Raw genomic sequence first — 26657 nt, forward strand, 5'->3', positions numbered from 1 at the left:
GGTCCTGGCGGTGTCCGGCGGGCACTCGGCGGCGTTCGAAGCGGTCTGCGACGCGATCGCCGAACAGGCCGGTGGCGAGCGTGCGGTCTGTCCGGGCATGGGCCACCTGGTGCCGGACACGGGCGAGCCGTTCAACGCGCTGCTGGAGAAGTTCTTCGAACGCGCCGCGTAGCGCTAGCGGGTGCCGTGACCCGCGCAGGCGGCGAGCGCGGTGTCCTTGGTGGCGTTGAACTTGTCGATGCTGGCGTTGAGCGTGTCGGTGTCCGCGCGCCGAGCCAGGGTGTCGGCGAGGGCGTTGGTGTCGTCGCGGTAGGCGTGCAGCACATCCGCGATGGTCGACGGCACCTCCTTGGTCACTTTCTGGTCGACCGACCGCGCGCCGTCGTGCAGCGCGGTGACGGCGATATCGGCCTTTCCGTTCGCCTCCGGATCGTTGCGGCCGCGGTCGTTGCTCAGCCCGATGTAATCGTTGAAGGCCTGGACCGAACGACCGTTGGCGGCCAGGAAGGCATCGCAGGCCGACCCGGTCGCGCGTTCGATGGCAGCCGCCCTGGCCGAGGACGCCGCGATCGAGGAGGCCGTGACCTCCGAGGTGTATGCGGCCAGATCGGTGCGGTTCACCTCGGCAGTGCCGGAGACCTGTTGTGAACAGGCGCCGATGATCAGTACGCCCGCCGCGGTCGCCGCGCCCGCGGCGAGCAGTCCGGTCCGTTCGAGTCCGTGCATGTCGGCCCCTTCCCTCGACAGATCCGGCCGGGCCGGTGCTGCCCGATGCCGGACCTATCGACGGTACGTCGCGACGGGTGGGGTCGTCACCTGCACAGACCCGGATAGATGAGCAATCGATACCTACGAGCCGAGCGCACCGGTCCGCGGAGGTCCCGGTGCGCTCGGCCCGGTGGTCAGCGCTGGCCGAGCATGCCGCGCATGGTGTCGATCTCCGTGCGCTGGGCATCGATGATGCTGCGGGCCAGCGCCTTCGCGTCACCGTTCGTGCCGTCGGCGAGTTCGGTCTCGGCCATGGCGATCGCGCCGGTGTGATGCTCGATCATCATGGTCAGCCACTGCCGGTCGAAGTCGGGACCGGACGCGGCCTGCAGGGCGCTCATCTGCTCAGGGGTCATGATCCCCGGCATGTTGTGCCCGGAGTGTCCGCCGGTGTCCGGCGCGGGCTTGCCGAAGCTCTGCAGCAGCGTCGTGATCTGCTGCATCTCCGGGGCCTGCGCCTGCTCTACGCCGGTGGCGAGAGCCTGCAACTGCGGATTTCGGCTGCGGCTCGGCACCAGCTGCGCCATCTCCACCGCCTGTGCGTGATGCGGATACATCATCTGCAGGAAGGTGACATCGGCGTCGTTGAAGTCGGTGCGGGCGGCGGAGGCGCTGGACGACGCGGACGTGCTCGAACTGCCGTGATCCATGCCGGGCATGGTGTTCGAGTCGTCGTCGCCGCAGCCCGCGGCGAACAGCGCGGTGACGGTGGTGACCGCGGCGACGGCGGTCGTGATCCGGGTACGGCTGGTGAACATGGTTGTGCTCCTTGCGTATTGCGAATGACTGGGTTTCGGGCACGACGAAGCGACGACCGTTCGAGCGGTCGCCGAACCGTCTGTCAGATCCGCAGAATCGACAATTCGGCCAGGGAGAGCACGGTCCAGGGTGGTGCGCGTTCGCGCCGGGGCCGCCGGTGGCGTAGCGGGGCGGCGGCGGTGCCGGGCCGGTCGACGGCCAGGCGGTAGAGCACGACCAGAGCCAGCAGCAAAGTGACGGCAGCCAGGATGAACACGCAGCCGTGCATCGCGCCGTGGGTGCCGGAGCAGCCCGCGCCCCCGCAGTCCGGTCCGCTCACGCCGTGCTCGCCGTCGGCCGTGGCACGGGCCGGTGCCGCTGGTATCGAGTCGCCGTGTCCGGCCGGCCGGAGCGTGGCCACCGCGGCACCGATGACCGGGTCGGCAGCGTGCTCGCTATCGGGCATCGCGGCCGCCTGGACAGCGATGACCGGGTCGGCAGCGTGCTCGCTATCGGACATTGCGGCCGCCTGGACAGCGCGCGCGGTGTGGTCCGTGGACTGGGCATGTCCATGGGCGGGCAGGGCGAAAACCACCGTGTGCATGGCGACGATCCCGGCCAGGAGCACCAGCGCCCGCAGCGCCCGGGCGAGCCCGGGTGCGGGGAGCGGTAGGCGCAGTTCGACCACGCGGCCAGTGTAATGACGGCTCGGCGGCCCCTCCGCGATACCCCCTGGCGGTACCTACTGCTTCGGGGTGGCGATGTCGATGACCAGGCGCGTCGGATTGTTCAGCGTGCTGACGGAGAATCCGGGCCGATCGGCCTCGACGCCGATGAACGACTGCGTGGTCCCCTCGAACACGAGGGTCCGGTAGACGCCCGCGACGCCGGGAGCGCTCGGGTCGCGCGCCGGATCGGGGCCCGCGTACGGCGTGACGGCACTGTCGAACGGATACGCCGAACCGAGGATCTGCACCTCGAGGATGGAGGTGCCGGCGACGTCGACCGTCTTGCCGCTGCCGTCCTGCACGGCCCGGTCGGTGTACTGCACGATCCAACCCGGCGTGCCCTTGCCGCCGAGGTCGTAGACCACCCGGTCGAAGCCGGGCTGGTGCCCGATCCGGATGTTGGTCACCGTGAGGCCCGCGTCGCCGGAGGCGGTGCCGCGCTTGGGTAGTGCGTCGCGGGTGACCGGCGGCGCCTCGGCGAGGGTGCCGGTGGTCGAGGAACTCGCGGCAGGGGTGCTCGCGGTGGATCCGTCGTCGCTGCCGCAGCCCGCGAGCAGCGCGGCCATCGCGACGACCGTGCACACCGTCCTGTTACGCATGTGGCTGATGGTAAACGCTGACCGCGGCGATGCGCGGGATTTGCGGGTTTCTCGATGTTTGCCATCGATCGGCCGGGTCGCTGAACCGGCGCTCACCCTGCCCCGTTGTTGTCGATGACCGGGCGCGAACCGCGCCCTGGCGATCGCTGCGGAGGGTACGAAAAATGTTGTCGATCAAGCGCTTCCAACCAGTAGTCGGGCCATTCGCCGCTGCCTCGGTGCTTCTCGCCGGTTTGCTGAGTGCGTGCGGTAGCCCCGCGCCGGAGCGACCCGCGACCGCCGCGGTACCACCCGTGGCCGTGTCGGCCGCCGCGCAGGCGCCCGCGGCGGCGTCGCAGAGCGAGTCGCCCGCCAAGACGCAGGATTGGTTGCAGATCTACCGTGGCACTGCCCCGACCGGCGCAAATGCCGTACAGCTCGCGGTCGCCGACAATGCTGCTGTCGGACAGCATGTTACGGCTACCGGACGTGCGGTGTACCGATTCGACAAGGACACCGCCCAGCCGCCCGCCGCGAACTGCGCGGGTGACTGCGCGGCGAAATGGCCGCCGGTGCTCGCCCAGCGTGGCCAAGCGGTTTACGTCACAGGCGTGGATCCGCAACTCCTCGGTTTCGTCGAACGTGCCGATGGCGCATGCCAAGTCACGATCGCGGGCTGGCCGGTCTATTTCTTCGCCGCCGACGCGAAACCCGGCGACCTGCTCGGGCAAGGTGTCGGTGGGGTGTGGCACGCGGTAACCCCTATCGGCGGCAAAGTAGGGGCCAACTGAGCTGAATAAGCTGCGCTGCTGGGCATTTCGCCCGACGCGCAGGACGCCACGCCACGCGGAACCGGCGAATTGCCGGGGGCCGATGTGACGTCAGGGCAACGATCTAGCACACTTGAGGCGTGACAGATGTCGAGGAGGTACTCAGCCGGCTGCGGCGGTATCCGGATGTGGAGGCACTAAACCTCTACGCCGTGGATGCCGCCGATCGGCTGATCCTCGACGTCGCTGCCGAGGCGCTGACCGCTGACGGTAGCGGAAAGATAGCTATCCTCGGCGACGCGTACGGCGCGCTGACCATCGGCGCCATCGCGGCGCACGACCTGCGCGATGTCCGGGTGCATCAGGATCTGCTCACCGGCGAACTGGCGCTGGCCAACAACGCCCGCGCCCTGGGATTCGCCGACCGCTACACCGCGCACCCGCTCGGCGCCGGGCTGCTCGACGGTGTGCGCGTGGTCCTGCTGCGACTGCCGCGGGCGCTGGCCGGGCTGGCCGAGGTCGCCGACGCCATCGCGCGCTACGCCGACCCGGACGTGGTGGTCTTCGCGGGCGGGCGGGACAAGTATCTGACCAAGTCGATGAACGATGTTCTGGCGCAATCCTTTTCCGAGGTGCGGGCCAGCCGGGGCCGGCAGAAGTCGCGGACGCTGCTGGTCACGGGGCCGAAACCGGTGGGCAGCCCGCCGTTTCCGGTGCGCGACCGGCTCGACGACCTCGACATCGACGTGGTGGCGCACGGTGCGGCCTTCTCCGGCGCGCGCCTGGACATCGGCACGCGATTCCTGCTGCAACACCTGAAATGGATGAAACCCGATGCCCGCGAGGCGATCGACCTGGGGTGCGGCACCGGGATACTGGCCGTCGCGCTGGCGAAGGCGCGTCCCGGCATCAAGGTGGTCGGCACCGATCAATCGGCCGCGGCGGTGGCCTCGGCCCGGGCGACGGTGGCCGTCAACGAGGTCGCCGACCGGGTGACCGTGGTGCGCGACGACGCCATGTCCTCGGCCGCCGCCAACAGCGCGGACCTCGTGCTGTGCAACCCGCCCTTCCACGTCGGCGCCGCCGTGCACACCGGGTCGGCGATCAAGATGTTCGCCGAGACCGGCCGCGTGCTGCGGCCCGGCGGCGAGCTGTGGACGGTGTTCAACTCCCATCTGAACTATCGCGGGGTGATCGAGCGGATGGTCGGCCACACCGATGTGATCGGTCGCAACCGCAAATTCACGGTCACTCGGTCCGTGCGTGGTTTACACGACGCGCAGCAGCGGTAGAGTCCGAATTGTCCGCCTAGGTGCTGTTCCCGGGAAAACGCTTCCGGGAACTAGAACCAGGCAGTGAACGTTGGACCAAGCAGTTGGATGATCGAGCGAAAACTCGGCGAACAGCGGCAACGACCAGAAAGGGACGCACGTGCGTACCACGAGCAATCCGGTTTTCAGAAACCTGCCTCGGCAAGAGGGCGGTGGCTACGCCAACTTCGGGTCGGGCGTCGCCGGCGCGGGACAGATGGGCCAGCAGTTCGGTAACCAATACGGACAGCAGTACCAGCAGCCGCAGCCCTATCAGCAGGCGCCCGCGGGCACCCGCGCGATGACCATCGACGACGTGGTCACCAAGACCGCCATCACGCTGGGCGTGCTCGCCCTGTCGGCGATCGTCTCCTACGGCCTCACCAACGCGAACACCTCGCTGGCCCCGCTGTTCGTCATCGGCGGCGGCCTGATCGGCCTGGTGCTGGTGCTGATCGCGTCGTTCGCGAACAAGATGGACAACCCGGTCCTCGTGCTCTCGTACGCGGTGTTCGAGGGCCTGTTCGTCGGTGCGCTGTCGTTCATGTTCACCAACGTCGAGTTCGGCGGCGTCGGCGGTAGCGCGCTCATCGCGCAGGCGGTGCTCGGCACCTTCGGCGTCTTCGCGGGCATGCTGGTGGTCTACAAGACCGGTGCGATCCGGGTGACCCCGCGCTTCACCAGGATGATCGTCGGCGCGATGATCGGTGTGCTGGTGCTCGCGCTCGGCAACCTGGTCGCCAGCTTCTTCATCTCCGGCGGCCTCGGCCTGCGTGACGGCGGCCCGCTCGCCATCGTCTTCAGCCTGGTCGTCATCGCGATCGCGGCGTTCAGCTTCCTGCTCGACTTCGACGCCGCCGACCAGCTCATCCGCGCCCAGGCGCCGGAGAAGGCCGCTTGGGGCGTCGCCCTCGGCCTGACGGTCACCCTGGTCTGGCTCTACGTCGAGATCCTGCGGCTGCTGAGCTACTTCCAGCGCGACTGATAACCCGGACACAAAGAAAAGACCCCCGGTCCGTTGGGCCGGGGGTCTTTTCGTTCGATCAGCTCAGGCGCTCGATGACCATCGCCATGCCCTGGCCGCCGCCGACGCACATGGTTTCCAGACCGAACTGCTTGTCGTAGGTCTGCAGGTTGTTGAGCAGCGTGGTGGTGATGCGGGCGCCGGTCATGCCGAACGGGTGGCCGAGCGCGATCGCGCCGCCGGAGACGTTCAGCTTGTCCTCGTCGATCTTCAGCTCGCGTGCCGAGCCGAGCACCTGTACCGCGAACGCCTCGTTGATCTCGACCAGGTCGATGTCGTCGATCGACTTGCCCGCCAAGGCGAGTGCGCGCTTGCACGCCTCGATCGGGCCGAGACCCATGATCTCGGGCGAGAGGCCGGAGACGCCGGTGGAGACGATGCGGGCCAGCGGGGTCAGGCCCAGTTCCTTGGCCTTGGTATCGCTCATGATGACCAGCGCGGCGGCGCCGTCGTTGAGCGGACAGCAGTTACCGGCGGTGACCGTGCCGTCCGGGCGGAAGACCGGCTTCAGCTGGCTGACCGCCTCGTAGGTGACGCCCGCGCGCGGGCCGTCGTCCTTCGACACCACGGTGCCGTCGGGCAGCGTGATCGGGGTGATCTCGCGCTCGAAGAAGCCGTTCTTGATCGCCTCCTCGGCCCGGTTCTGCGACCGCACGCCCCAGCGGTCCTGCTCCTCGCGGGTGATACCGGTGAAGCTGGCGACGTTCTCCGCGGTCTGGCCCATCGCGATGTAGGCGTCCGGGATCAGGCCGTCCTGGCGCGGGTCGTGCCACGCGCCCGCGCCGCCCTCGGCGGTCTTCGCGGTGCGCGCCTGCGCCTCGGCGAACAGCTCGTTCTGCGTGTTCGGCCAGCTGTCGGCGGAACCGTTCTTGTACCGGGACACGGTCTCGACGCCCGCGGAGATGAACACGTCGCCCTCGCCCGCCTTGATGGCGTGGAAGGCCATCCGGGTGGACTGCAGCGACGACGCGCAGTAGCGGTGCACGGTGGTGCCCGGCACCAGGTCGTAACCCAGCTGCACGGCGACGATGCGGGCGATGTTGAAACCGGACTCGCCACCCGGCGAACCGCAGCCGAGAATCAGGTCATCGATCTGGTTGGGGTCCAGAGCGGGCACCTTGTCGAGTGCCGCGCGGACGATCTGGGTGGTCAGGTCGTCGGGCCGCATGTCGACCAGCGATCCCTTGGCCGCCCGGCCGATCGGGGAACGGGCAGTCGAGACGATGACAGCCTCAGGCATGAGGACTCCTTTGTCGGAGGGTACGAGCGAGCCCGCTTTGTTACTCGCGGGTTCTTACCGAATCTACGTCGCGCCCCAGGGCACGAGCACCCGGGGTCGGCTCGCCGAGCACCTCGAGCAGGACCGGAAGCAACTGTGCCGCGGCCAGTTCGTAGCCCGCCGCCGACGGATGGAAACCGTCCTCGGCGAACAGCAATTCGGGTTGGGCCCGGAATTCCGGTGCGAGCAGATAGCCCATCGGCACCGGGACGCCGCCCGCGACGGTGGTGGCCACGGTCTGCGCACGGGCCAGGCGCAGACTCCAGTTGTGCACCACCGTGCGCAGCGGCTGCGGAATCGCGGTCACGGTACCGAGATTCGGGCAGGTGCCGACCACCACCACGGCATCGGCGCGGCTCAGCCGGGCGACCGCCGCGGCCAGCCGACGCGCGGAGGCCCGGACGGAGTGCTTCTTCGTGATGTCGTTGGCGCCGATGAGGATGACCGCCGCGTCCGGCGGGGGGCCCGCCACGAACATCGCATCCACCTGACCGGACAGGCCCTTGGAGGTGGCGCCCGAGATCGCCTTGGTGCTCAATCGGATTCGCTGCTGTGTGGCCTGGGCGAGCCCGCGGGCCAGCCGCACCCCGGGGACCTCGTCGGCGACCCGGCAGCCGACACCGGCCGCGGTGGAATCGCCGAAGATCATCAGGTGCAGGTCGGCCTGTCTGCCCGCGCGCCAGGGTTCCGGTGCCAGGCAGCCCGCGGTGTAGATGCCGTCCGCCTCAGGCGGTTTCGAGGTGTCGCGCCCGATCACGCCGCGCGCGGTACCCGCCTGCGCGGTCAGCAGTCGATAGGTGGCCCACCACGCGGTGCCTGCGCCGGAACCGGCCAGCACGGTCGCGGCACCGGTCACCGCTGCGGTCCGCCAGCCGACCCGTGGTGCGTTCACAGAAGTTAAAGATACCGACTTCACGCAGGCGGGGCAGGGGGAGCGGGCACGTCGAACGTGCCGCGCGCAGGGATGCTCGCGGCGTCGGTGGAGACGGTCACCTCGATGCGGCCGGGGCCGGTGTCCTGGAACAGCGCGTACTGGATGCTGCCGTACATGCTGGTCACCACGGTGTCTTCGTACCGGCCCGCCGCGCCGGTGGTGGTGTTGCGCCAGTCGACCATGGTGCGCACCTCGCAGACCGGGGCGAACGGGTAGTCACCGGACCCGACGCCGGCCAGCGGCAGCGCCTGGATGTTCAGGATGGCGCGGCCGGGCCAGGCCGGGTTCACCTCGGCCCAGGTGCGGATGCTGGTCCAGCAGAGACCGCCGTGCGCGAGCGTCGGCACCTGCGGGAACTCGGTGGTCACTGCGTTGGCGGGTGCACCGGGTCCGACCAGCGCGGCGAGTGCCGCTCCGGCCAGCACGACACCGGCACGAGCGATGTTCGGCTGCCTCATGTGGGGGATCCTAAAGGCGGGCGTACCGGTTTCCCGGTTTGTCGCGCGGTAGGGGTTCCGCGTGGCGTGCGCGAACTCACACTCCGGGCATCTGGAACGATGGGGGTCATGCGCATCGCCGACCATGTCGTGGACCTCATCGGCAACACGCCGTTGGTCCGGTTGAACTCTGTCATCGAACCGACCGCGGGATTGCTCGCGGCCAAGATCGAATATCTGAATCCGGGTGGCAGCTCCAAGGACCGGATCGCGGTGAAGATGATCGAGGCCGCCGAGCAGTCCGGACAGCTGCGGCCCGGTGGCACCATCGTCGAGCCCACCTCCGGTAACACCGGCGTCGGCCTCGCGCTGGTCGCCCAGCAGCGCGGCTACCACTGCGTCTTCGTCTGCCCCGACAAGGTCAGCGAGGACAAGCGCAACGTGCTGCGCGCGTACGGCGCCGAGGTCGTGGTGTGCCCGACCGCGGTGGCGCCGGAAGATCCGGCCAGCTACTACAGCGTTTCGAATCGCCTGGTCCAGGAGATCGACGGGGCGTGGAAGCCGGACCAGTACTCCAACCCGGGCGGCCCGGAAAGCCACTACGAGACCACCGGTCCGGAGATCTGGCGCGACACCGAGGGCAAGATCACCCACTTCGTCGCCGGCGTCGGCACCGGCGGCACGATCAGCGGCACCGGCCGGTACCTCAAGGAGGTGTCGGGCGGCAAGGTGAAGATCATCGGCGCCGATCCCGAGGGTTCGGTCTACTCCGGCGGCACCGGCCGGCCCTACCTGGTCGAGGGCGTCGGCGAGGACTTCTGGCCCTCGGCCTACGATCCGGCCATCCCGGACGAGATCATCGCGGTCTCCGACGCCGACTCGTTCGACATGACCCGCCGCCTGGCCCGTGAGGAAGGGCTGCTGGTCGGCGGCTCGTGCGGCATGGCCGTGGTCGCGGCGATCGAGGTCGCCCGGCGGGATCCGGACGCGGTCGTGGTGGTGCTGCTGCCCGACGGCGGGCGCGGCTACCTGTCGAAGATCTTCAACGACAAGTGGATGGCCTCCTACGGCTTCCTGCGCGAACGGCTCGACGGCAGCACCGCCGAACCGCTGGTCGGGGATGTGCTGCGCGGCAAGTCGGGCGCCCTGCCGGACCTGGTGCACACGCACCCGTCCGAAACCCTGCGCGATGCCATCGAGATCCTGCGCGAGTACGGCGTCTCGCAGATGCCCGTGGTCGGCGCGGAACCGCCGGTGATGGCGGGCGAGGTCGCGGGCAGTGTCTCGGAGCGCGATCTGCTCTCCGCGGTGTTCGAAGGCCGTGCGCACCTGACGGATTCGGTGGCCCAGCACATGAGCGCCTCGTTCCCGCTGATCGGTTCCGGCGAGCCGATCTCGGCCGCGACCAAGGCGCTCTCGGACACCGACGCCCTGATGGTCGTCGAGGAGGGCAAGCCGGTCGGCGTCATCACCCGGCACGACCTGCTCGGGTTCCTCAACGCGTAGTCGTGCGCGCACCCCTGCCCGGATGGCGCAGGGGTGCGCTCAGCTCAGCCGTGCCCGCAACGCGATCGCGTCGCGCGGTGCCATGACCTTGGCGTCGTTGTCGAAATAGCAGTAGACGTCGTGGTCGGCGGACCAGGTGCGGATCTTCTCCGCCCACATGTCCAGACCCGCGTCGGTGTAGCCGCTGACGTAGAGCTCGTCGTGGCCGTGCAGGCGGATGTAGACGAAATCCGCGGTGACCTCCTCGAGCAACGGGAACTTGCCCGCGGCGTCGGCGACGACCACGGCGATCTCGTGTTCGGCCAGCAGCTCGGTGAACCGCGGTGTGCAGAAGCTCGGGTGCCGCACCTCGAGCGCGTGCCGGAGCGGGCGATCGGCGTCGGTGCTCGTATGCGCCGGATCCACCCGGTGGTCGTGCTGTTTCGCGATCGCGGCGGCGTGCGCGGTGGAGCGGGGCAGGTGCGCGAAGAAGGTCGTGAGCACCTCGGGATCGAACTGGAAGTTCGGCGGCAGCTGCCACAGGATCGGCCCCAGTTTCGGGCCGAGGGCCAGCACGCCGGAGGCGAGGAAGTTCGCCAGGAGCTCATCGCCGTCGCGCAGCCGTTTCATATGGGTGATGAACCGGCTGCCCTTCACCGCGAACACGAAATCGTCCGGCGTCAGGTTCGCCCAGTTCTGATAGCTCGAAGGGCGTTGCAGCGCATAGAAAGAACCGTTGATCTCGACGCTGTTCAGCCGCTCCGACAGGTACGCGAGCTCGCGCTTCTGCGGCACGCCTTTGGGATAGAAGACACCACGCCAGGGCGGGTACACCCACCCCGACGTGCCGATCCGGATCTGGCCCATGTCTCCATCGTGGCAGCAGTGCCCGGCTAGGCGGCGGATTTGCGTGCGGCCGCGACCCGTCCGAACACCCAGGCGACCAGCACCGCGGCCAGGAACGACAGCAGCGACGCGCTCATCCACGCCTGCTTGCCGAAGTGCAGCAGCTCCTGCACGCGCACCCAGAAATCGGTCCACACCCCGGCATCACCCGGGTTGATCAGTTGGTAGACCGTGAGCCCGGCGAGCCAGGCGACGACCATGCCCCAGCGGGGCGGGGCGTCGGCGGCGGTGTTCCATTCACCTCGGGCGCGCAGGAAGAAGTCGGCGACGAGCACGCCGAGCAGCGGCACGAACACCGAGCCGATCAGGCCGAGGAAGCCGAAGTAGTTGGCCATGTCCAGGCGCAGCGCGAGCACCGTGATCAGCGCGCCGAGCCCGATCGAGAGCACCCGCCGATCCAGGCGCGGCCACAGGTTCTGGATCGACACGGCGGTGGAGTACACGTTGGCGAAGGACTGGTCCGCCTCGCGCAGCACGAAGACGAAGAAGAACAGGCCACCCAGCGTCACCTGGAGGAACGGCGAGTATTGGCCGTCGCCGGTCGCGCGGGCCAGCGCGAACAGGCCGAGGATGTAGGCGACGATCTGGGTGAGCGCGTACGCGCCGCTGGCCGCGCCGAACGCGCTGCGGGTACTGCGCGCGTGCCGGGTGTAGTCGGCGGCCACCGGCACCCAGGAGATGGACACCGCCAGCGCCGCGTCGGTAGCGATCCAGAACAAATTCCAGTCGACGCCGAACGGGCCGCTGCCGTGCGGACCGGGGTTGGCCGTCAGATCGGGCAGTCCGCCGCGGAAGAACTGGATGTAGAACCAGACCAGCGCGAGCACCACACCGACCGTGACGAACCGGCGCAGCATCCGGACCGAGCCCAGTGGCCAGATGGTCAGCGCGGTGGTGAGCACACCGGCCGCCACCACGTACAGCCAGTGCGGTCCGCCGCCGAACAGTTCGTCGGCCGCGTCCCCGATCACGATCAATTCGAAAGTGCCCCAGCCGATCAGCTGGGCGATGTTCAGCGCGGTCGGCAGGTAACTCAGTTTCGCGCCGAACAGCCCGCGCAGCAGCACCATCGCGGGTTTGCCGGTGCGCGCGCCCGGCACCGCGGCCAAGCCGAGCATGACGCCGCCGACGACCGTGCCGACGATCATCGCGAGGATGCCCGCGGCGATGGAGATCTGCGCCGCGCCGTCGGTGTTCGGCGCGAGCACGGTGTACGCGCCGGAGAAGGCGATGAGGCTGACGCCGAGGTTTGCCCAGAATGCGCTCTGATCCCAGAAGGACAGCACCTTGGGGGCGGGCTCGTCGAGGGTGAACGGTGCTTCGTGCCGTTCGGAGTTGTGCAGGGTCGATGCAGACATGCCCGAAACGCTCTTCCTACGCCGGCATTACCCGGACAGGTTCATGCGGTCGGCGAAGCGCTGGGGTCCGCCCTCTCAGCCCGGCCGTGCCCGAGCTCCCGCGGTGGGGTGATTCCGGCCGAATAGTACACGCGGCCCCTCGTCGAGCGGCGCGCTCTGCGGGCGCGAGGTACGTTTGTGGTGGTGAACGATGAGTTCGCCGGCTCGTCGATCTGCACTGCCTGATGTTCTTCGAATTGTGCGCGAGACTCCGAAATCTCCGCTCTGACATGGGGAATGGCGCAATTGCGTCGCGAATCACAACCGCCGCCGACCCCGATAACGGAGCCGTAACGGATTGTTCATTAGCGGCAGCAAGGATTACTAGGTATGACGCGCAGGCAAGTGATCGGATGGGTAGCTCTGCTGGCCTCGGTGCTTGCCGGAGCGCACCTTCTCGATCGTGTGCACTTTCCGGCGCCACAGATGATCCTGGCGATCGTTGTCGGCGGCGCGCTGGCGTTGACCGGAAAGTTGCCGACCCCGCTTCCGCGCCGGCTCACGCTCGGCGTCCAGGGCATGCTCGGCGTGCTGATGGGCAGCTATCTGGAGATCTCGCTGCTGTCCAGCATCGGGTTGGCGCTGATCCCGGTGCTCGCGGTGACGGTCGCGACGCTGGTGATCAGCCTGCTCGTCGCGGTCGTGTTCGCTCGTCTCGCGCACGTGGAGTTGCCGACCGCGACGCTCGGCCTGCTGGCCGGCGGCTCCGCGGCGGTGGTGTCCTGCGCCGACGATATGGACGCCGATCCGCGCCAGGTGGCGTTCATGCAGTACCTGCGGGTCGCCCTGGTCGCGGTGAGCGCGCCCGCGCTCGGCGCGCTGCTGAACAACAACACCGGCGGACTCACCGCCGCGCACGTGACCCTCGGCGGCGCGGTCACCAACCCGGACCTGCCGAGCTGGATGATCGTCGGCCGCGGTGACCAGGTGGCCGGGCTCTCGATCGCGATCATGCTCTGCATCATCGGCACCAAGCTCGGCCGGCGGCTGCACCTGCCGAGCCCCGCGTTGATCGGGCCGATGATGCTCACCGCGGTACTGACCGGGTTGGGCGTCAGCCACGGGTACGCCCCCACGAACCTGTTCAAGGACCTGCTGTTCGTGCTCATCGGTTTCGAGGTCGGCACCCGCTTCACCAAGGCCGTGGTCACCGAGATGGCACGGATGATCCCCGGCATGACGGTCACCATCGTCGCGCTCTCGGCCATCGTGGCCGGATTGGCTTTCGCCGTGGCCACCTTCGTCGACCTGGAGCTCTCCGACATCTACCTGGCCACCACGCCCGGCGGCATCAACGCGGTGCTGGCCACCGCCGAGTCGATGGACGCGAACCTGCCGCTGATCACCTGCGTGCAGAGCCTGCGGCTGCTGCTGATGGTGCTGATGCTGCCGCTGCTGACCCGCGGCATGCGCTGGGTGTCGCAGCGGCAGTTCACGCCGCAACCCGAACTCGTCGCCTAGGCCTTTCGCGTCCGCGCCGGCACCGCGCCCACGATCAGATCGGTCCACTCGTCCGCGAGCTGGGCCAGGCGATACCACGCCGCATGCACCCGGTCGTCGGATACCTGCTCCGCGGTGTGCAGCAGGTGGCTGGCGTGCACGTGGGCGGCGGCCATCCGATCGACGGTGCCGCCGAGCGAACCCGACCGCAGGTGCTCGGTGGAGCGGCGGTGCGGCACCTGGGCGGCTACCCACGCGTCGATCGCGGCGACCAATTCGGCACGGCGGCAATCGATTCCGGCGGCCGCGAGCGGGTTGCCGCGGCGGGTCCGATGCAGCGCGCCCAGCGCGCGGGCCCAGCTCACGAGCGGATGGTCGGTGGCCGGATCGCCCGGGCAGTCGCCGAAGGCGGCGACGAGTTCGCGCTGTTCGGGTAGTGGCCGAGCGATGGTGCCCGTCGCGAGCAGGGCCCGCTCACGCACGAACATCGCGGGCTCCCAACGGCTTACGGCTCCGTTCGGCGTCGGTCCTGCGGTCGGCAGGTTCGGCTGACAGCGGTTTCATCGTGCACCTCCGGGTGGTGTCGGGCGAGAGGCATTGCCCAATGCCGGATCCGGGTATCAGCGTGAACGGTCAACCTCGGCGTGTCGGTGACAGCGAGATGGCACTCCGATGACAGGTCGTAACAATCTTCTCCACGTACCGCTCGGTCGGTTGTGAATGCGGCCGACCGGCATATCGTTTCGAGTTACTTGTCGCGCGGAATGCATCAATGTGGCAAATTAGCTGCAAACAGAGGGTTCGAGTGATGTCGCCGGGGTATAACCGGCCTTGAAGCAGCCTCGGCAAACCGCCCCGGCTAATCGGATAGCGAAGGGATGGGCATGTACACCTCCAGTTTGGCTATCGATTTCCAGCAGGGCCTCTCCGACGCATGGAGTTCCGTCGCCACGTTCGTCCCCAAACTGGCCGGATTCCTCGTCATCCTGCTCATCGGCTGGGTCGTCGCGAAGATCGTGTCGACCATCGTGGACAAGGTGCTGGACCGGGTCGGCTTCGACCGCCTGGTCGAGCGCGGCGGGCTGCGGCAGATGATGTCGCGGAGCCGCTACGACGCCTCGGATCTGCTCGCGAAGCTGGCCTACTACGCGATCCTGCTGATCGCGTTGCAGCTCGGTTTCGGCGTGTTCGGCCCGAATCCGGTCAGCGATCTGCTCGACGGCATCGTCTCCTGGCTACCCAAGGCCGCGGTCGCGATCATCATCGTGGTCATCGCGGGCGCGATCGCCTCCGCCGTGCGTGACCTGGTCGGCAACATGCTCGGCGGTCTCTCCTACGGCGCCATGATCGGCCGGATCGCGGCCGTGTTCATATGGGGCGTCGGCATCGTGGCCGCGTTGAACCAGATCGGGGTGGCCATGTCGGTCACCATGCCGATCCTGATCACCGTGCTCGCCACCATCGGCGGCATCCTGGTGGTCGGTGTCGGCGGCGGCATGGTCCGTCCGATGCAGCAGCGCTGGGAGAACTGGCTGAGCGGGCTGGAAGAGGAGATGCCCGCGGTCAAGGGCCATGCGGAGGCGTACTCGCGCGGCCGCGAAGACGCCTCGCGCGAGCAGCTGTGGATGGATCAGCAGGCCGCCCGCGGCCAGCAGGGCCAGCAGTGGGACGAGGGCGCGATGCACGGTGGCGGGTACCAGCAGGGCGGAGGTTCCTACCAGCGTTCCGGTGAATACATGGGCTATCGGGACCCGGGCACCGATCGCTGAATCATCCAGCGAGACAAAGACGTCCGTCATCAGCCGAGCTGGTGACGGACGTCTTCGCGGTCAGGCGGGGGTGCGCGACGCGTGCAGGCAGACTCCGGCCAGGCGCAGTTGCAACCAGTCCGCGCCGGCCCAGCCGCCGAGATCGCCGGGCGCGGCGCTGGTGAGCGGTGTCCGTTCGGCGCCGGCCGCGGCCTCGCGGACCTGATCGAGCAGTCCGCGGGCGTAACCCGCGAGCAGCACGTGCGCGGGTACCCGCGCGGCATCCTCGACACCCCATTCGAGAATGTCGCGCACGGCCGCCGCGTGCTGGTCCAGTGCCGCGGAGAGCGCGGGCAACTGCGCCGCGGCAGCGAGCGCCGGTACCCCGTGCGTCTTGTGCAGGCGGTTCAATATCTTGCGTGCCGACACTTCGAGCAACGCGGGGCCGAGCAGGAACATGTTGCGATGCTAGCAACCGGCGTGTCTTGATGAAACTGTGACAATTCTCCCGTTCGGCTTGTGCCAATTGGTGAGTTTCAGCAAATTACCGGCTTCGTATTCGATCCGTCAGCGGAAGGCGTTCGCGTCGGTGAGCGCGCGGCCGAGCACCAGCTGGTGCACCTCGGCCGTGCCCTCGTAGGTGAGCACCGACTCGAGGTTGTTCGCGTGCCGCAGCACGGGGTAGTCCAGCGTGATGCCGTTGGCGCCGAGGATGGTCCGGCACTCGCGGGCGATCGCGATGGCCTCCCGCGTGCTGTTCAGCTTGCCCGCGCTCACCTGCTCCGGGGTCACCGCGCCGCGGTCCTTCAACCGGCCGAGGTGCAGGGCCAGCAGCTGGCCCTTGCCGAATTCGAGGGCCATGTCCGCCAGCTTCGCCTGGGTCAGCTGGTAGGCGGCCAGTGGCTTGTCGAACACCGCACGTGTCCGGGCGTAGTCGATGGTCGCGGCCAGGCAGTCCCGCGCGGCGCCGAGCGCGCCGAAGATGATCCCGAACCGGGCCTCGCTCAGACAGGCCAGCGGCGAGGCCAGCCCGCGCGACTGCGGCAGCACCGCGTCGGCGGGCAGCCGGACGTCGTCGAGATCGAGTTCGGCGGTCACCGAGGCGCGCAGCGACAGCTTGCGGTGCATCTCACGCGCGGTGAAACCCTTGGTCCCGGCGGGCACCAGGAAGCCGCGGATCACCTGCTTGCCCTCGTCCTCGGTCTGCGCCCACACCACCGCGACATCGGACACCGAACCGTTGGTGATCCACATCTTCGAACCGTTCAGCACCCAGTCGGAGCCGTCGCGCTTGGCCCTGGTCCGCATGCCGCCGGGGTTGGAGCCGAAATCCGGTTCGGTGAGACCGAAGCAGCCGATCGCGCGGCCCGCCGCCATCTCGGGCAGCCACTGCTGCTTCTGCTCCTCGGAGCCGTACCTGTGGATCGCGGTCATCGCGAGCGAACCCTGCACCGACACCATGCTGCGCACGCCGGAATCGACCGCCTCCAGCTCCTGGCACGCGAGCCCGTACATGGTGGCCGACATGCCCGCGCAGCCGTAGCCGTCCAGGTGCATGCCGAGCAGGCCCACCTTGCCCAGTTCGGGAGCGATCTCGCGGGCCGGGAAGGTGCCCGCCTCGAACCAGTCCGCGATGTGCGGGCGCAGCCGTTGTGCGGCGAAGGCGGCGACGGTGTCGCGGATCTCGCGCTCGTCGTCGGAGAGGAGGGAATCGATCGCGAACAGTTCTTCCACAGTGACCATGCGCTCAGCCTAATTGGCCGCCGGGCCGGTGAGATCGGGTTCACCACCCCTACTGGCAGGAAATATTTCTGCTGCTGCGGCCTGACTGTGGAATTACAACGGCGACCAGGGGGAAGTGTGTCGATCTGTCCGATCGGCCTCGGACTGGGTGGCCCGTCGCGCGGAACAATGCGGCGCGAGCGGTGGTTCTACGACCCGGTAGCCCGACCAGGGGGTTGCCCGTCGATGGCCGCCAATTAGGGTGAGGTTCATGAGTGAATTCGGGTTCTCTACGCGCGCGGTGCATGCCGGGTTCGATCCTGATCCGCAGACCGGCGCGGTGAACGTGCCCATCTACGCGAGTTCGACCTTCGCCCAGGACGGGGTGGGCGGCCTGCGGGGCGGTTTCGAATACGCCCGCACCGGAAACCCGACCCGCTCCGCGCTGGAAGCGAACCTCGCCGCGCTCGAATCCGGCCGGTACGGCCGGGCTTTCGCGTCCGGTATGGCCGCCACCGACTGTGCCCTGCGGGCCACGCTGCGCCCCGGCGACCACATCGTCATCCCGGACGACGCCTACGGCGGCACCTTCCGCCTGATCGACAAGGTGTTCAGCCAGTGGGGCATCGAGCATTCGCCCGCGCACGTCTTCGACGTGGACGAGATGCGCGCGGCGATCCGCCCGAACACCAAGCTGGTGTGGGTCGAGACCCCGACCAATCCGCTGCTGAGCATCGGCGACATCCCGGCGCTCGCCGATGTCGCGCACGCCGCGGGCGCGAAGCTGGTGGTGGACAACACCTTCGCCACCCCGTACCTGCAGCAGCCACTGCAGCTCGGCGCCGATATCGTGACGCACTCGACCACGAAGTACCTGGGCGGTCACTCCGATGTCGTCGGCGGCGCGCTGATCACCAACGATCCCGAACTCGACGCGGCATTCGCGTTCCTGCAGAACGGCGCGGGCGCGGTGCCCGGACCGTTCGATGCCTTCCTCACCATGCGCGGCACCAAGACGCTGGCCGTGCGGATGGACCGGCACTGCGACAACGCCGAGACCCTGGTCGAGTTCCTCGCCGGGCACCCGGCGATCGCTCAGGTGATCTACCCCGGCCTGCCGGAGCACCCGGGCCACCAGGTGGCGGCCAAGCAGATGCGCCGGTTCGGCGGCATGATCTCGGTGCGGCTGCACGGCGGCGCCGACGCCGCCCGCGAATTCTGCTCGCGGACCAAGGTTTTCACCCTGGCCGAGTCGCTGGGCGGGGTGGAATCGCTGATCGAGCACCCGGCCGCGATGACGCACGCGTCGACCGAGGGTTCCGTGCTGGAGGTGCCCGCCGACCTGGTCCGCCTGTCGGTCGGCATCGAGGACGCGGCCGATCTGCTCACCGATGTCGAGCAGGCACTCGCGAGCTGACGGGACACCGGAGATGACGAAGCGGCCGCACCTGGCATACGGGTGCGGCCGCTCGTGTCTCAGGGGGAACGTACGGCCGGGTCGCGGTGCGGCCCGGCCGCGGGCGTCAGCTGTGGTAGGGCTCCGCGCTGACCAGGGTGACCTTCATGGTGTTGCCGTTGGGCAGCGTGTACTCGCGGGTCTCGCCTACCTTGGCGTCGATGAGCGCGCCGCCCAGCGGGGACGCCGGCGAGTAGGTCTCCAGCTTGGAGTCGTTCAGTCCCTCTTCGCGGGTCGCGATGAGGAAGGTCTCGGTGTCCGACTCGTCGCCGTCGTAGTAGACCTTGACGACCGAGCCGGGGAGCGCGACGCCGGACTTGGTCGGCGCGACGCCGACCTTGGCGTTGTTCAGCAGTTCCTGCAGCTGGCGGATGCGCGCCTCCTGCTGGCCCTGCTCCTCACGCGCGGCGTGGTATCCGCCGTTCTCCTTGAGGTCACCCTCTTCACGGCGTTCGTTGATCTCGGCAGCGATAACGGGACGATTGGCGATGAGCGCATCGAGTTCGCCCTTGAGCCTGTCGTGCGACTCCGGGGTCAGCCAAGTCACTTGCGTCTCAGTCATCTCGATCACTCCCTAGTAGTTGTTCCCGGCAGGCCGGGATTCCCTGATAACTGCCGCAGTACCCACCCGTGGGGCGGGCACGCACCAGTCGACGGCTAGAGCGATCCTGGGAAGTTCATCGAACCCCGACAGACCCTGGTTCCGGGCAAAGCTCATGTTCCGGAACAGATAGCGCTGGCCGCCAATGCAGCAAACACGGCTCCGAACCCCGGAACCGTGTGTCAGGCCATTTTAGCATGAATCACAAACATGCAGGTCGGAGTTAATTTCGAGGACATCCGCTGCGGCAAATGCCGCAAATCGTCCACAGTGGCGGTGCCCGTCGTTAGCTGGTCACTCCACGCGCAGGTATTCGGGCACGTCCGCGCTGCACGCGTAGATGCTGCTCGAGGCCGGGCGCTCGGAAGCCTTGACCGTGGTCGTCAGCTGGATGGTGCCGCTGTCGGACGGCGGGATGAGCACCTCGCGGCGGCCGACCTCGACGCTGTCGCGGGCCATCGCGCGCACGAAGCAGACCACCGGTTGCTGCGGGTCCTTCCTGGTCACCTTGATCCGGATCGACATCGTGGCGTCGTCGACGACGACGTAGCCGAGTTGCTCGGACTCGATGTCCTTGGGGCCGTACTTCTGCCAGCCGAGGAAGGCGACGCCGCAGCCGAGTACCGCGACGGCCGCGATGAGCGCGGGGGCCAACCAGCGTGGACGCGCGGACGGCTGCTTTCCGTACCGATCGGTCGGTCTCTGGATCGCCGCCGGAGCCGCGGCGTCGTCGCGGTCGCCCATGTGATCGCTCCCGGGGGGTAAGTCGGAACAAATGTCGGTCGAATGGAACTATAGGGAACGAAGACCAGACACCCGCGAGCGAGAGCGATGGTGAACGAGACGTGAGTGGCCTTCGCCTCATGGCGGTGCATGCCCACCCCGACGACGAATCCAGCAAGGGTGCCGCGACGACCGCGCGGTACGCCGACGAGGGACACGACGTCCTCATCGTCACGCTGACCGGTGGGGAGCGCGGCAGCATCCTGAACCCCGCGATGGACACCCCGGGCGTCCTGGATCGGATCGACGAGATCCGCCGCGAGGAGATGGCCGCCGCGGCCCGCGCGCTCGGCGTGCGGCAGCACTGGCTCGGTTTCGTCGATTCCGGCCTGCCCGAGGGTGATCCGCTGCCGCCGCTGCCCGAGGGCAGCTTCGCGCTGGTGCCGCTGGAGGAGGCCACCGAGGCGCTGGTCCGGGTGGTGCGCGAGTTCCGGCCGCACGTGATGACCACCTACGACGAGCTCGGCGGCTACCCGCACCCGGACCACATCCGCTGCCACGAGGTGTCGATGGCCGCGTTCGAGGCGGCGGGCGACCCGGAGCGCTTCCCCGACGCGGGCGAACCGTGGACGCCGCTGAAGCTGTACTACGACCACGGCTTCACCGCCCGGCGGATGGAGGTCTTCGCCGAGGAGTACGAGCGGATGGGTGAGCCGTTCCCGCTGCAGGAGTGGCTGGACCGGATGCGCAAGTACGTGCCCGAGCGCGGTGACGTGTTCTCCCGGGTCACCACGCAGATCGAATGCGCCAAGTACTTCCCGCAGCGCGACGACGCCCTGCGGGCGCACGCCACACAGATCGACCCGAACGGCGCGTTCTTCGCCATCCCACTGGAGCTGCAGCAGCGGCTCTGGCCGACCGAAGAGTTCGAGCTGGCCAAGACCCGGGTGCGCACCGCGCTGCCGGAGACCGACCTGTTCGCCGGCATCGAAGACGAGCAGCGGTGATGCTGGTTCTGCTCGCCCAGACGAGCCCCGGCACGCCGACCGGACCCGAGTTCGGCAAGGCGTCGCCGCTGGGCTTCCTGATCATCCTGATCCTGCTGGCCGGCACGGTGCTGCTGGTGCGCTCGATGAACAAGCACATCAAGCGGCTGCCCGCGACCTTCGAGCCGGAGCATCCCGAGCCGGATCAGGAAGCCGACGAGGGCACCGAGCACGGCATCACCAAGCGAACCGACGAGGCGGGCCCGGACGGGCCGCCGATCCGCACCTGAGGTCCGGTCAGCTCGGCTTCTGGGTGAGCGCGGTGTAGGCGGCGGCGGCCGCGTTCTGCTCGGCTTCCTTCTTCGACCGTCCGACGCCCTTGCCGTAGGCGAGGCCGCCGACCACCGCGGTGGCGGTGAACTCCTTGTCGTGGTCGGGTCCGGTCGAGGTGATCTCGTAGCTGGGCACGCCGAGACCGTGTTCGGCGGTGTGCTCCTGCAGGCTGGTCTTCCAGTCCAGTCCCGCGCCCATCTTGGCGGCTCGTTCGAGCAGATCGTCGAACAACCGCAGCACCACCGTGCGCGCGACGTCGATCCCGTGCTGCAGGTGTACCGCGCCGAGCAGCGATTCCATGCCGTCGGCCAGGATGCTGGTCTTGTCGCGGCCGCCGGTCAGTTCCTCGCCCTTGCCGAGCAGCAGGTGCGGCCCGAGTCCGGCCGGGCCCAGGCTGCGCGCGACCTCGGCGCAGGCGTGCATGTTGACTACCCGGGACCGGATCTTCGCCAGATCGCCCTCCGACCGCTGCGGATGGCGCAGGTACAGGCTTTCGGTGACGCTGAGCCCGAGGACCGAGTCACCGAGGAACTCCAGTCGCTCGTTGGTCGGCATCCCGCCGTTCTCGTAGGCATAGGAGCGGTGGGTGAGGGCCAGGGTGAGCAGGTCGTCGTCGATCGGAACGCCGAGGGCCGCAAGCAGATCCGCGTGTAAGTCGGGGTCCGGGCCGGGCTGCTCGGTGGCGCGGTGGTCGGTCATGCGGTCCACCCCGGTCCGGTCTGCCGCAGCGCCGGGCACGGCGACACGCCGTGGCGGCGCGAGCCCGCCGGGCGGGGGATCGCGACGGCACCTGCGCCGGTTCGGGTTCTAGACGATCGCACGGCCGACCTTCCTGATAGCACACCGGTACTGCGCTGCACCGACGTGAGTTTACCCACCGGTGCGGATCGCGAATGCGCTGTGGAAAACCGGGTCACCGCAGGCCGTACTCGATATGTGAGCTGAATCACATCATTGTGGGCATCCCGGCCGGGTATCCAACGCCGTCGTCGTGATCGAAAGGGTAAGTGGGGGAAGGTAAATGACGGATACACTGGCTCGGCGTGCGATCCGCGCCGCGTCCGTTCGAGGCCATGGGGGTGGCGACTATGGGTACCGCAGTGGCGCCGATCTGCTTGTGTGTGGTCGGCGGTGCCGACGGGTATCAGGCCTCGGCCGTGGGGCGGGGGTTCGTCGGGTTCCTCAGCTTCACCGGTCCGGGTATCGACCGCGACCTCTCCTCGTCGGCGACCGAGGCGGATCCGAGTTGGATCGTGCACGGCATCGGGCGGGGCCGGGTGTGCGTCGTGGCTTATCAAAAGGACGGCCGCGGCTTCAATCACATTGCCGTGGAGTGCTGGAACGTCGATTGACCGGGCGGTCGAATCGGTCCCGCGCCGAAATCTTTTACTATTTCTTGACTTTGCGGACCGGTACTGGCGGAAATCGGCTGTCGAGTCGAAGAACCGGCAATGTGCGGTGTGTGACATCGAGATGAATTGAATCGCCGTAGCAGGTTTCGATAACCGCGTGACGGGGTATGAAATCTCGTCGGCCCACGTGGCGGCGATTCTCGCCTCCGGTCGGGCGCGTAGCGCACTCTACGGTGGTAACAGTAGTGGCTCAACAGTTTTCAGATATGGCAAAGCACGTTGCGTGTGCACCGGTGGCATTGCACACTGTAGCGAGTTGTATTCGGCGCGCACATCCGCTTTTCCCGTCGGCCATCGAGAAGCACACTGCTGGCAACCTATTCAGGCGAGAGCAGCTTTCGCAACGGCCTCCGCATTTTGCCCGCCTGTGTTACCAATTCAGCCAGACCGCTCGACCGAAGGAAGCTCATGGACAACGTGATCGGACAGATCGACCGTGCACTCGAGGCGACGAGCGTCATCGTCGCCGCCTTGGACGACAGCGCTCTGGCCGCGCCGACACCTTGTCGGGAATGGGACGTGCGCACCGTGTTGAACCACATGGTGGGCGGCATGCACGTCTACGCGGCGGCGTTGAGCGGCACGGATTCGGGCGCCGATCATGAATCCGATTGGCTCGGCGGGGATCCGCAGGGCGCCTACGCCGCGGCGGCGGAGGTGGACCGCGCGGCCTGGCATCGGCCCGACGCGCTCGACTACAAGGTGCGCACGCCGTTGGGCACCGTGCCGGCGTCGACGGCGGCGCTGGTGCATCTCACCGAACTCGTGGTGCACGGGGTGGATATCGCGGTCGCCATCGATCGGTCCGATCTCGCCGATGACGAGCTCTGCGGCGAACTCCTCGCCATCATGCAGAGCCGGGGCGGCATCGACAGGTTCCGGGTGCCCGGGGTCTTCGGCGCCGAGGTCGCGGTCGAGGACGGGGCGTCCGCGCATCGCAGGCTGCTCGGCTACGTCGGCCGAGAGGTGCTGGCGCGGACGCCCTAGGCGGCTACCGCATCCGCACCACGGTCGACGCGGCGAGTAGCAACAGTTCGCGGGACGCCTCGCTCTGGTAGGTGAGGCGGCCGCCGTGGTTGCGGTGCAGTGCGTGATGTTCGGCGTGGGTGTCCGAGGTCACGGCGCCGATATTCCGGGCTGCGTCGTCGTTCGGACGTGTGCTGCTGAATATGCGCATGGCAATTCTGCCCTTTCCGGCGGAGAAGCAGGGTGGACTGATTTCACTCGCGCCCAGGGTATTTCGGGCACGCAAAAGGCAAACGTCGATCAATCGTTGCCCCGCGCGCTGGGCGCTCTGCGCACTGTATCCGCACGAATTCGACCGGCGCATCTTATTTTTCGGCGTGCGCGTCCCGGCGTGGGATCGGCCGGACCGGGTGGCGCAGGATGGTCCTGGTCTTCGCGCCGGTCGAGCGGCGCGGATCGGTGAGATAGATCTCATGGTGGCGGCCGTTCATCGTGAGTCCTTCGTGCTGCATGAACGCTGCCATGCGCGCCAAGGTCTCCGGTTCGGTCGCGTACGGACCGATGTGCAATGCCTGAATGGCGTCGCCTTCACTGAATTGTTCGAACGTCGCACCGGTTACCAGGTCTGCGGTGACGAACTCCGGCATGCGAATCATCAGCTGCCAATGCCATTGTTCGCGCGGGACCGTCAAGGGGGGTTCATCGGATTCGACCCACCAGAGTCCTTCCAGTTTCGGTACCACGAAGTCCTGGTCGGCGGATTTGGCGACCTTCTTGGCGCCGTACGCGGCACGGTAGAGCGTTTCGAGCGCGGCGGTGTACTCCGGGCCTTCCGGAGCACCCGAACCGATGACGGTCACATACCCGTAGCTGCCGAAAGTGCGCCGGACCGGGTCGATCGGGGCACCGTAGTAGTGCTTGTCGGTCTTGGCCAGGTCGATCTTCATCGGTCCTCCTGTCGGGTACGCGGACGAAAGGCCAGCCTCGGTGCTCCAGTGACTGGAGAGTCAAGCACGACGGGGACGACGCGGTATGGCAGCTTGGCTGGCGTGCGGGAGATCTTTCGGAAGGCCGGCGTGCGGGGGTGGGTACACGCCCGGTGTTTCGGGTGCGCGGGCGAGAACGGGCTCGAAGCCGACGAACCGGTGGTGCTCGCCTCGGTGGTGAAGGTACCGCTGGTGCTGGAGTTCGCCCGGCAGGTCGCGGCGGGTCAGCTCGACCCGGCCGATCGGGTGCGGGTGCGCGCGGCGGATCGGCTCGGCGGGGTGGGCACGGCGGGCTGTTTCGACGATGTCGAGCTGAGTCTGCGCGATGCCGCCTTCTTCGCGCTCACGCTCAGCGACAACACCGCCGCGGATCTGCTCTTCGATCGGGTCGGACTGGACAATGTACGTTCGCTGGTCCGGGAGCTCGGGCTGATCGAGACCCGAATCGTGGGCGCGCCAAGGGATATCGTGCAGAGCATGGCCGACGATATCGGCGCGCGTGACCCGGCCGAATTCGCCGCCCGCTTTTCCACCCTCGGCGCCGCGGTGGTGCTGGGCAGCCGGGCCCTCGATCCCCGGCGCACCACGGCGAGCACGCCGCGGGAGATGACCCGCCTGCTCGCCCTCATCGGCCAGGACCTCGCGGGCCCGGCGCAGGCGTGCCGATGGGTGCGAGATGTCATGCGCGAACAGGTGAATTGGTATCGGCTCGCCGCCGCCTTCCCACCCGAGGCGCAGATCTGGGCCAAGACCGGCACGCTGCCCGGGGTGCGCAACGAGATCGGCGTGATCGAGTACCCCGGCGGAAGCCGTTATGCCGTAGCGGTATTCACCAGAACCGAGTCCCTCGCCCAGCGGCTGCCCGAGGTTGATCGCGCGATCGGCGCCGCGGCGATGGCGGCGATCGACGGCATCGTTCACGGCCTGCCGTACACCACATCCCACGGACGCTGCGGCGGATCCTGACCACCCACGGGCCGAGAAGCGCCGTCGCCCTGGACCACTCGCACAACCAATTCGGCGAGTTCGGGCGCCAGCGGATGCGGCGCGGCGGCCGGCCAGGCCAGCGACAGTCGCCAGCTCAGCATGCCGGGCGGGAGCGGCCGCCACACCACGCGCGGTTCCTTCTGCGCGATCATGCCCTGGTCGAATGCCACGCCACGGCCGGAAAGCACCATACCGAGCACGAATTCGGGATTGCGGGCATGCTGCACCGCGGCCGGCCGGAAGCCGTGTTCCCAGCAGGTGCGTAACGTCACGTCGTAGAGGCCGGGCGCCGCCGCCCTCGGAAAGATCACCAGGCCGAGACCCGCTAGATCGGCCAGGGCCAGCGAAGAGCGCACGGCCAGCGGCGAATCCCGGGGGAGCACCACGCCGAGCGGGGTGTCCACGGCGGGTCCGAGTTCGAGCCCGATCGCGTCCACCGGATGTTGCAGCAGGCCCGCGTCGAGCTGCCGATCACCGAGCAGGCGGACCTGTTCCGCGGTGGTGTGTTCTTGCAGATCGACTCGTACGTCCCGACTTTCGAACGCGGTGAGCAGCGCGGCGAGCACGCGCCCGGCCAATTCGGGTGGCACCCCCACGCGGATCGCGTCCATCTCACCGCGATGCGCCTTGCCGACCAGCGCGGTGGTCCGCTCCCAGCGGGCCAGCAGGTCCCGCGCTTCCGCGAGCAGGATCTGACCGGCCTCGGTGAGCTCGACGCGGCGGCTGTCCCGGTCGAACAGCCGTGCGCCGAGGTCGTTTTCGAGCTTGCGGATGCGTTGGCTCAGCGGCGGCTGGGCGATGCCGAGACGTTCGGCGGCCCGGCCGAAATGTAATTCTTCGGCCACGGCGATGAAATAGCGCAGCTGGCGCAGCGGGTCCACGCTGCGACGATATCGCTTTCGATATCGCCAGGCCGGGCGCGCGGTCTTGGACAGCGGGTTCG

General features: G+C 68.3%; 30 protein-coding genes. 12 read left to right on the forward strand and 18 right to left on the reverse strand.

Annotated elements, in window-relative coordinates; all coding sequences use genetic code 11:
- Positions 1-174 precede the first annotated feature (174 nt).
- The 4 genes from TY25_RS27135 to TY25_RS27150 form a co-directional block, all read right to left on the reverse strand.
- Positions 175-726 carry an Rv2240c family protein gene (locus TY25_RS27135; protein ID WP_042260676.1) on the reverse strand — a complete coding sequence of 184 codons (552 nt, stop codon included), beginning with the start codon at positions 724-726 and terminating at the stop codon, positions 175-177.
- A 176-nt stretch (positions 727-902) separates the two neighbouring features.
- Positions 903-1526 carry a DUF305 domain-containing protein gene (locus TY25_RS27140; protein WP_042260677.1) on the reverse strand — a complete coding sequence of 208 codons (624 nt, stop codon included), beginning with the start codon at positions 1524-1526 and terminating at the stop codon, positions 903-905.
- An 83-nt stretch (positions 1527-1609) separates the two neighbouring features.
- Positions 1610-2194 carry a DUF6153 family protein gene (locus TY25_RS40815; protein WP_052383228.1) on the reverse strand — a complete coding sequence of 195 codons (585 nt, stop codon included), beginning with the start codon at positions 2192-2194 and terminating at the stop codon, positions 1610-1612.
- A 54-nt stretch (positions 2195-2248) separates the two neighbouring features.
- Entirely contained in the window at positions 2249-2833 is a 585-nt protein-coding gene (locus TY25_RS27150) for an AMIN-like domain-containing (lipo)protein (RefSeq protein WP_042260679.1), read from the reverse strand.
- 293 nt (positions 2834-3126) lie between these two features.
- On the opposite strand from TY25_RS27150, the gene TY25_RS27155 reads away from it, so the two are divergent.
- The 3 genes from TY25_RS27155 (at position 3127) to TY25_RS27165 (ending at position 5877) form a co-directional block, all read left to right on the forward strand.
- On the forward strand, positions 3127-3603 hold the full coding sequence (locus TY25_RS27155) for a hypothetical protein (RefSeq protein ID WP_226887174.1): 477 nt from the start codon (positions 3127-3129) through the stop codon (positions 3601-3603).
- A 119-nt stretch (positions 3604-3722) separates the two neighbouring features.
- A complete protein-coding gene (locus TY25_RS27160; RefSeq protein WP_042260682.1) occupies positions 3723-4874 on the forward strand; it encodes a class I SAM-dependent methyltransferase in 1152 nt (383 codons plus the stop codon).
- Between the two features lie 139 nt (positions 4875-5013).
- Positions 5014-5877, forward strand: a complete 864-nt coding sequence (locus tag TY25_RS27165; protein WP_042260684.1) for a Bax inhibitor-1/YccA family protein — start codon at positions 5014-5016, stop codon at positions 5875-5877.
- A gap of 58 nt (positions 5878-5935) precedes the next feature.
- Here the strand turns inward: TY25_RS27165 and TY25_RS27170 are convergent, their stop codons facing one another.
- The 3 genes from TY25_RS27170 to TY25_RS27180 are packed head-to-tail and all read right to left on the reverse strand — an operon-like array spanning position 5936 to position 8587.
- Positions 5936-7156 (reverse strand): acetyl-CoA C-acetyltransferase, encoded by a 1221-nt coding sequence (locus TY25_RS27170; protein ID WP_042260687.1) that lies wholly within the window; start codon positions 7154-7156, stop codon positions 5936-5938.
- 40 nt (positions 7157-7196) lie between these two features.
- A complete protein-coding gene (locus tag TY25_RS27175) occupies positions 7197-8087 on the reverse strand; it encodes an SGNH/GDSL hydrolase family protein (protein ID WP_042260689.1) in 891 nt (296 codons plus the stop codon).
- Between the two features lie 20 nt (positions 8088-8107).
- Positions 8108-8587: a hypothetical protein gene (locus TY25_RS27180; protein ID WP_042260691.1), complete on the reverse strand. Its 480-nt coding sequence runs from the start codon at positions 8585-8587 to the stop codon at positions 8108-8110.
- 108 nt (positions 8588-8695) lie between these two features.
- On the opposite strand from TY25_RS27180, the gene TY25_RS27185 reads away from it, so the two are divergent.
- Complete coding sequence (locus TY25_RS27185) at positions 8696-10072, forward strand: cystathionine beta-synthase (protein ID WP_029899291.1); 1377 nt, start codon at positions 8696-8698, stop codon at positions 10070-10072.
- Positions 10073-10111: 39 nt separating this feature from the next.
- Here TY25_RS27185 and TY25_RS27190 read toward each other — a convergent pair whose 3' ends face one another.
- Positions 10112-10918: a DUF72 domain-containing protein gene (locus TY25_RS27190; RefSeq protein WP_042260693.1), complete on the reverse strand. Its 807-nt coding sequence runs from the start codon at positions 10916-10918 to the stop codon at positions 10112-10114.
- 26 nt (positions 10919-10944) lie between these two features.
- Complete coding sequence (locus tag TY25_RS27195; protein WP_042260695.1) at positions 10945-12315, reverse strand: purine-cytosine permease family protein; 1371 nt, start codon at positions 12313-12315, stop codon at positions 10945-10947.
- A gap of 369 nt (positions 12316-12684) precedes the next feature.
- Between TY25_RS27195 and TY25_RS27200 the strand changes: the two genes are divergently transcribed.
- Positions 12685-13815 (forward strand): AbrB family transcriptional regulator, encoded by a 1131-nt coding sequence (locus tag TY25_RS27200; RefSeq protein WP_081869141.1) that lies wholly within the window; start codon positions 12685-12687, stop codon positions 13813-13815.
- Here the strand turns inward: TY25_RS27200 and TY25_RS27205 are convergent.
- A complete protein-coding gene (locus TY25_RS27205; protein ID WP_042260698.1) occupies positions 13812-14282 on the reverse strand; it encodes a DUF4254 domain-containing protein in 471 nt (156 codons plus the stop codon). The two genes, TY25_RS27200 and TY25_RS27205, sit on opposite strands and share 4 nt — an antisense overlap.
- A 396-nt stretch (positions 14283-14678) precedes the next feature.
- On the opposite strand from TY25_RS27205, the gene TY25_RS27210 reads away from it, so the two are divergent.
- On the forward strand, positions 14679-15563 hold the full coding sequence (locus TY25_RS27210) for a mechanosensitive ion channel family protein (protein ID WP_042260784.1): 885 nt from the start codon (positions 14679-14681) through the stop codon (positions 15561-15563).
- Between the two features lie 60 nt (positions 15564-15623).
- Here TY25_RS27210 and TY25_RS27215 read toward each other — a convergent pair whose 3' ends face one another.
- On the reverse strand, positions 15624-16001 hold the full coding sequence (locus TY25_RS27215; protein ID WP_042260700.1) for a DUF6401 family natural product biosynthesis protein: 378 nt from the start codon (positions 15999-16001) through the stop codon (positions 15624-15626).
- Between the two features lie 108 nt (positions 16002-16109).
- Positions 16110-17285 (reverse strand): acyl-CoA dehydrogenase family protein, encoded by a 1176-nt coding sequence (locus tag TY25_RS27220; RefSeq protein WP_042260703.1) that lies wholly within the window; start codon positions 17283-17285, stop codon positions 16110-16112.
- Between the two features lie 250 nt (positions 17286-17535).
- Between TY25_RS27220 and TY25_RS27225 the strand changes: the two genes are divergently transcribed.
- Entirely contained in the window at positions 17536-18681 is a 1146-nt protein-coding gene (locus TY25_RS27225; RefSeq protein WP_042260705.1) for a cystathionine gamma-synthase, read from the forward strand.
- Positions 18682-18787: 106 nt separating this feature from the next.
- Here TY25_RS27225 and greA read toward each other — a convergent pair whose 3' ends face one another.
- Both greA and TY25_RS27235 read right to left on the reverse strand, forming a co-directional pair.
- Positions 18788-19282 carry a transcription elongation factor GreA gene (gene greA / locus TY25_RS27230; protein WP_014988087.1) on the reverse strand — a complete coding sequence of 165 codons (495 nt, stop codon included), beginning with the start codon at positions 19280-19282 and terminating at the stop codon, positions 18788-18790.
- A gap of 333 nt (positions 19283-19615) precedes the next feature.
- Entirely contained in the window at positions 19616-20065 is a 450-nt protein-coding gene (locus TY25_RS27235; RefSeq protein ID WP_042260707.1) for a DUF4307 domain-containing protein, read from the reverse strand.
- 119 nt (positions 20066-20184) lie between these two features.
- Here TY25_RS27235 and mca point away from each other — a divergent pair, with 119 nt between their 5' ends.
- Together mca and TY25_RS27245 are read left to right on the forward strand one after the other, a co-directional pair.
- A complete protein-coding gene (gene mca, locus TY25_RS27240) occupies positions 20185-21051 on the forward strand; it encodes a mycothiol conjugate amidase Mca (RefSeq protein WP_029899299.1) in 867 nt (288 codons plus the stop codon).
- Positions 21051-21320 carry a hypothetical protein gene (locus TY25_RS27245; protein ID WP_042260709.1) on the forward strand — a complete coding sequence of 90 codons (270 nt, stop codon included), beginning with the start codon at positions 21051-21053 and terminating at the stop codon, positions 21318-21320. Before mca ends, TY25_RS27245 begins: the two co-directional genes overlap by 1 nt.
- Before the next feature lie 7 nt (positions 21321-21327).
- Here the strand turns inward: TY25_RS27245 and rnc are convergent, their stop codons facing one another.
- Positions 21328-22062 (reverse strand): ribonuclease III, encoded by a 735-nt coding sequence (gene rnc, locus TY25_RS27250; RefSeq protein ID WP_029899301.1) that lies wholly within the window; start codon positions 22060-22062, stop codon positions 21328-21330.
- Between the two features lie 389 nt (positions 22063-22451).
- Here rnc and TY25_RS27255 point away from each other — a divergent pair, with 389 nt between their 5' ends.
- Together TY25_RS27255 and TY25_RS27260 are read left to right on the forward strand one after the other, a co-directional pair.
- The gene (locus TY25_RS27255) at positions 22452-22715 is read left to right on the forward strand and encodes a hypothetical protein (protein ID WP_042260710.1); all 264 of its coding nucleotides are present in this window, start codon (positions 22452-22454) and stop codon (positions 22713-22715) included.
- A 468-nt stretch (positions 22716-23183) separates the two neighbouring features.
- The gene (locus TY25_RS27260; protein ID WP_042260712.1) at positions 23184-23762 is read left to right on the forward strand and encodes a TIGR03086 family metal-binding protein; all 579 of its coding nucleotides are present in this window, start codon (positions 23184-23186) and stop codon (positions 23760-23762) included.
- 4 nt (positions 23763-23766) lie between these two features.
- Here the strand turns inward: TY25_RS27260 and TY25_RS44500 are convergent, their stop codons facing one another.
- Positions 23767-23895 (reverse strand): hypothetical protein, encoded by a 129-nt coding sequence (locus TY25_RS44500; RefSeq protein WP_256594157.1) that lies wholly within the window; start codon positions 23893-23895, stop codon positions 23767-23769.
- A gap of 211 nt (positions 23896-24106) precedes the next feature.
- Positions 24107-24688 (reverse strand): GyrI-like domain-containing protein, encoded by a 582-nt coding sequence (locus tag TY25_RS27270; protein ID WP_042260716.1) that lies wholly within the window; start codon positions 24686-24688, stop codon positions 24107-24109.
- A 102-nt stretch (positions 24689-24790) separates the two neighbouring features.
- On the opposite strand from TY25_RS27270, the gene TY25_RS27275 reads away from it, so the two are divergent.
- Complete coding sequence (locus tag TY25_RS27275) at positions 24791-25693, forward strand: serine hydrolase (protein WP_042260717.1); 903 nt, start codon at positions 24791-24793, stop codon at positions 25691-25693.
- On the opposite strand, the gene TY25_RS27280 is transcribed toward TY25_RS27275, so the two are convergent.
- Positions 25645-26595, reverse strand: coding sequence for a LysR substrate-binding domain-containing protein (locus tag TY25_RS27280; protein WP_042260720.1), 951 nt, complete (start codon positions 26593-26595; stop codon positions 25645-25647). The genes TY25_RS27275 and TY25_RS27280 overlap by 49 nt on opposite strands.
- Between the last annotated feature and the right edge of the window lie 62 nt (positions 26596-26657).

This window comes from Nocardia brasiliensis NBRC 14402, assembly GCF_000308475.2.
Classification (GTDB): Bacteria; Actinomycetota; Actinomycetes; order Mycobacteriales; family Mycobacteriaceae; genus Nocardia; species Nocardia brasiliensis.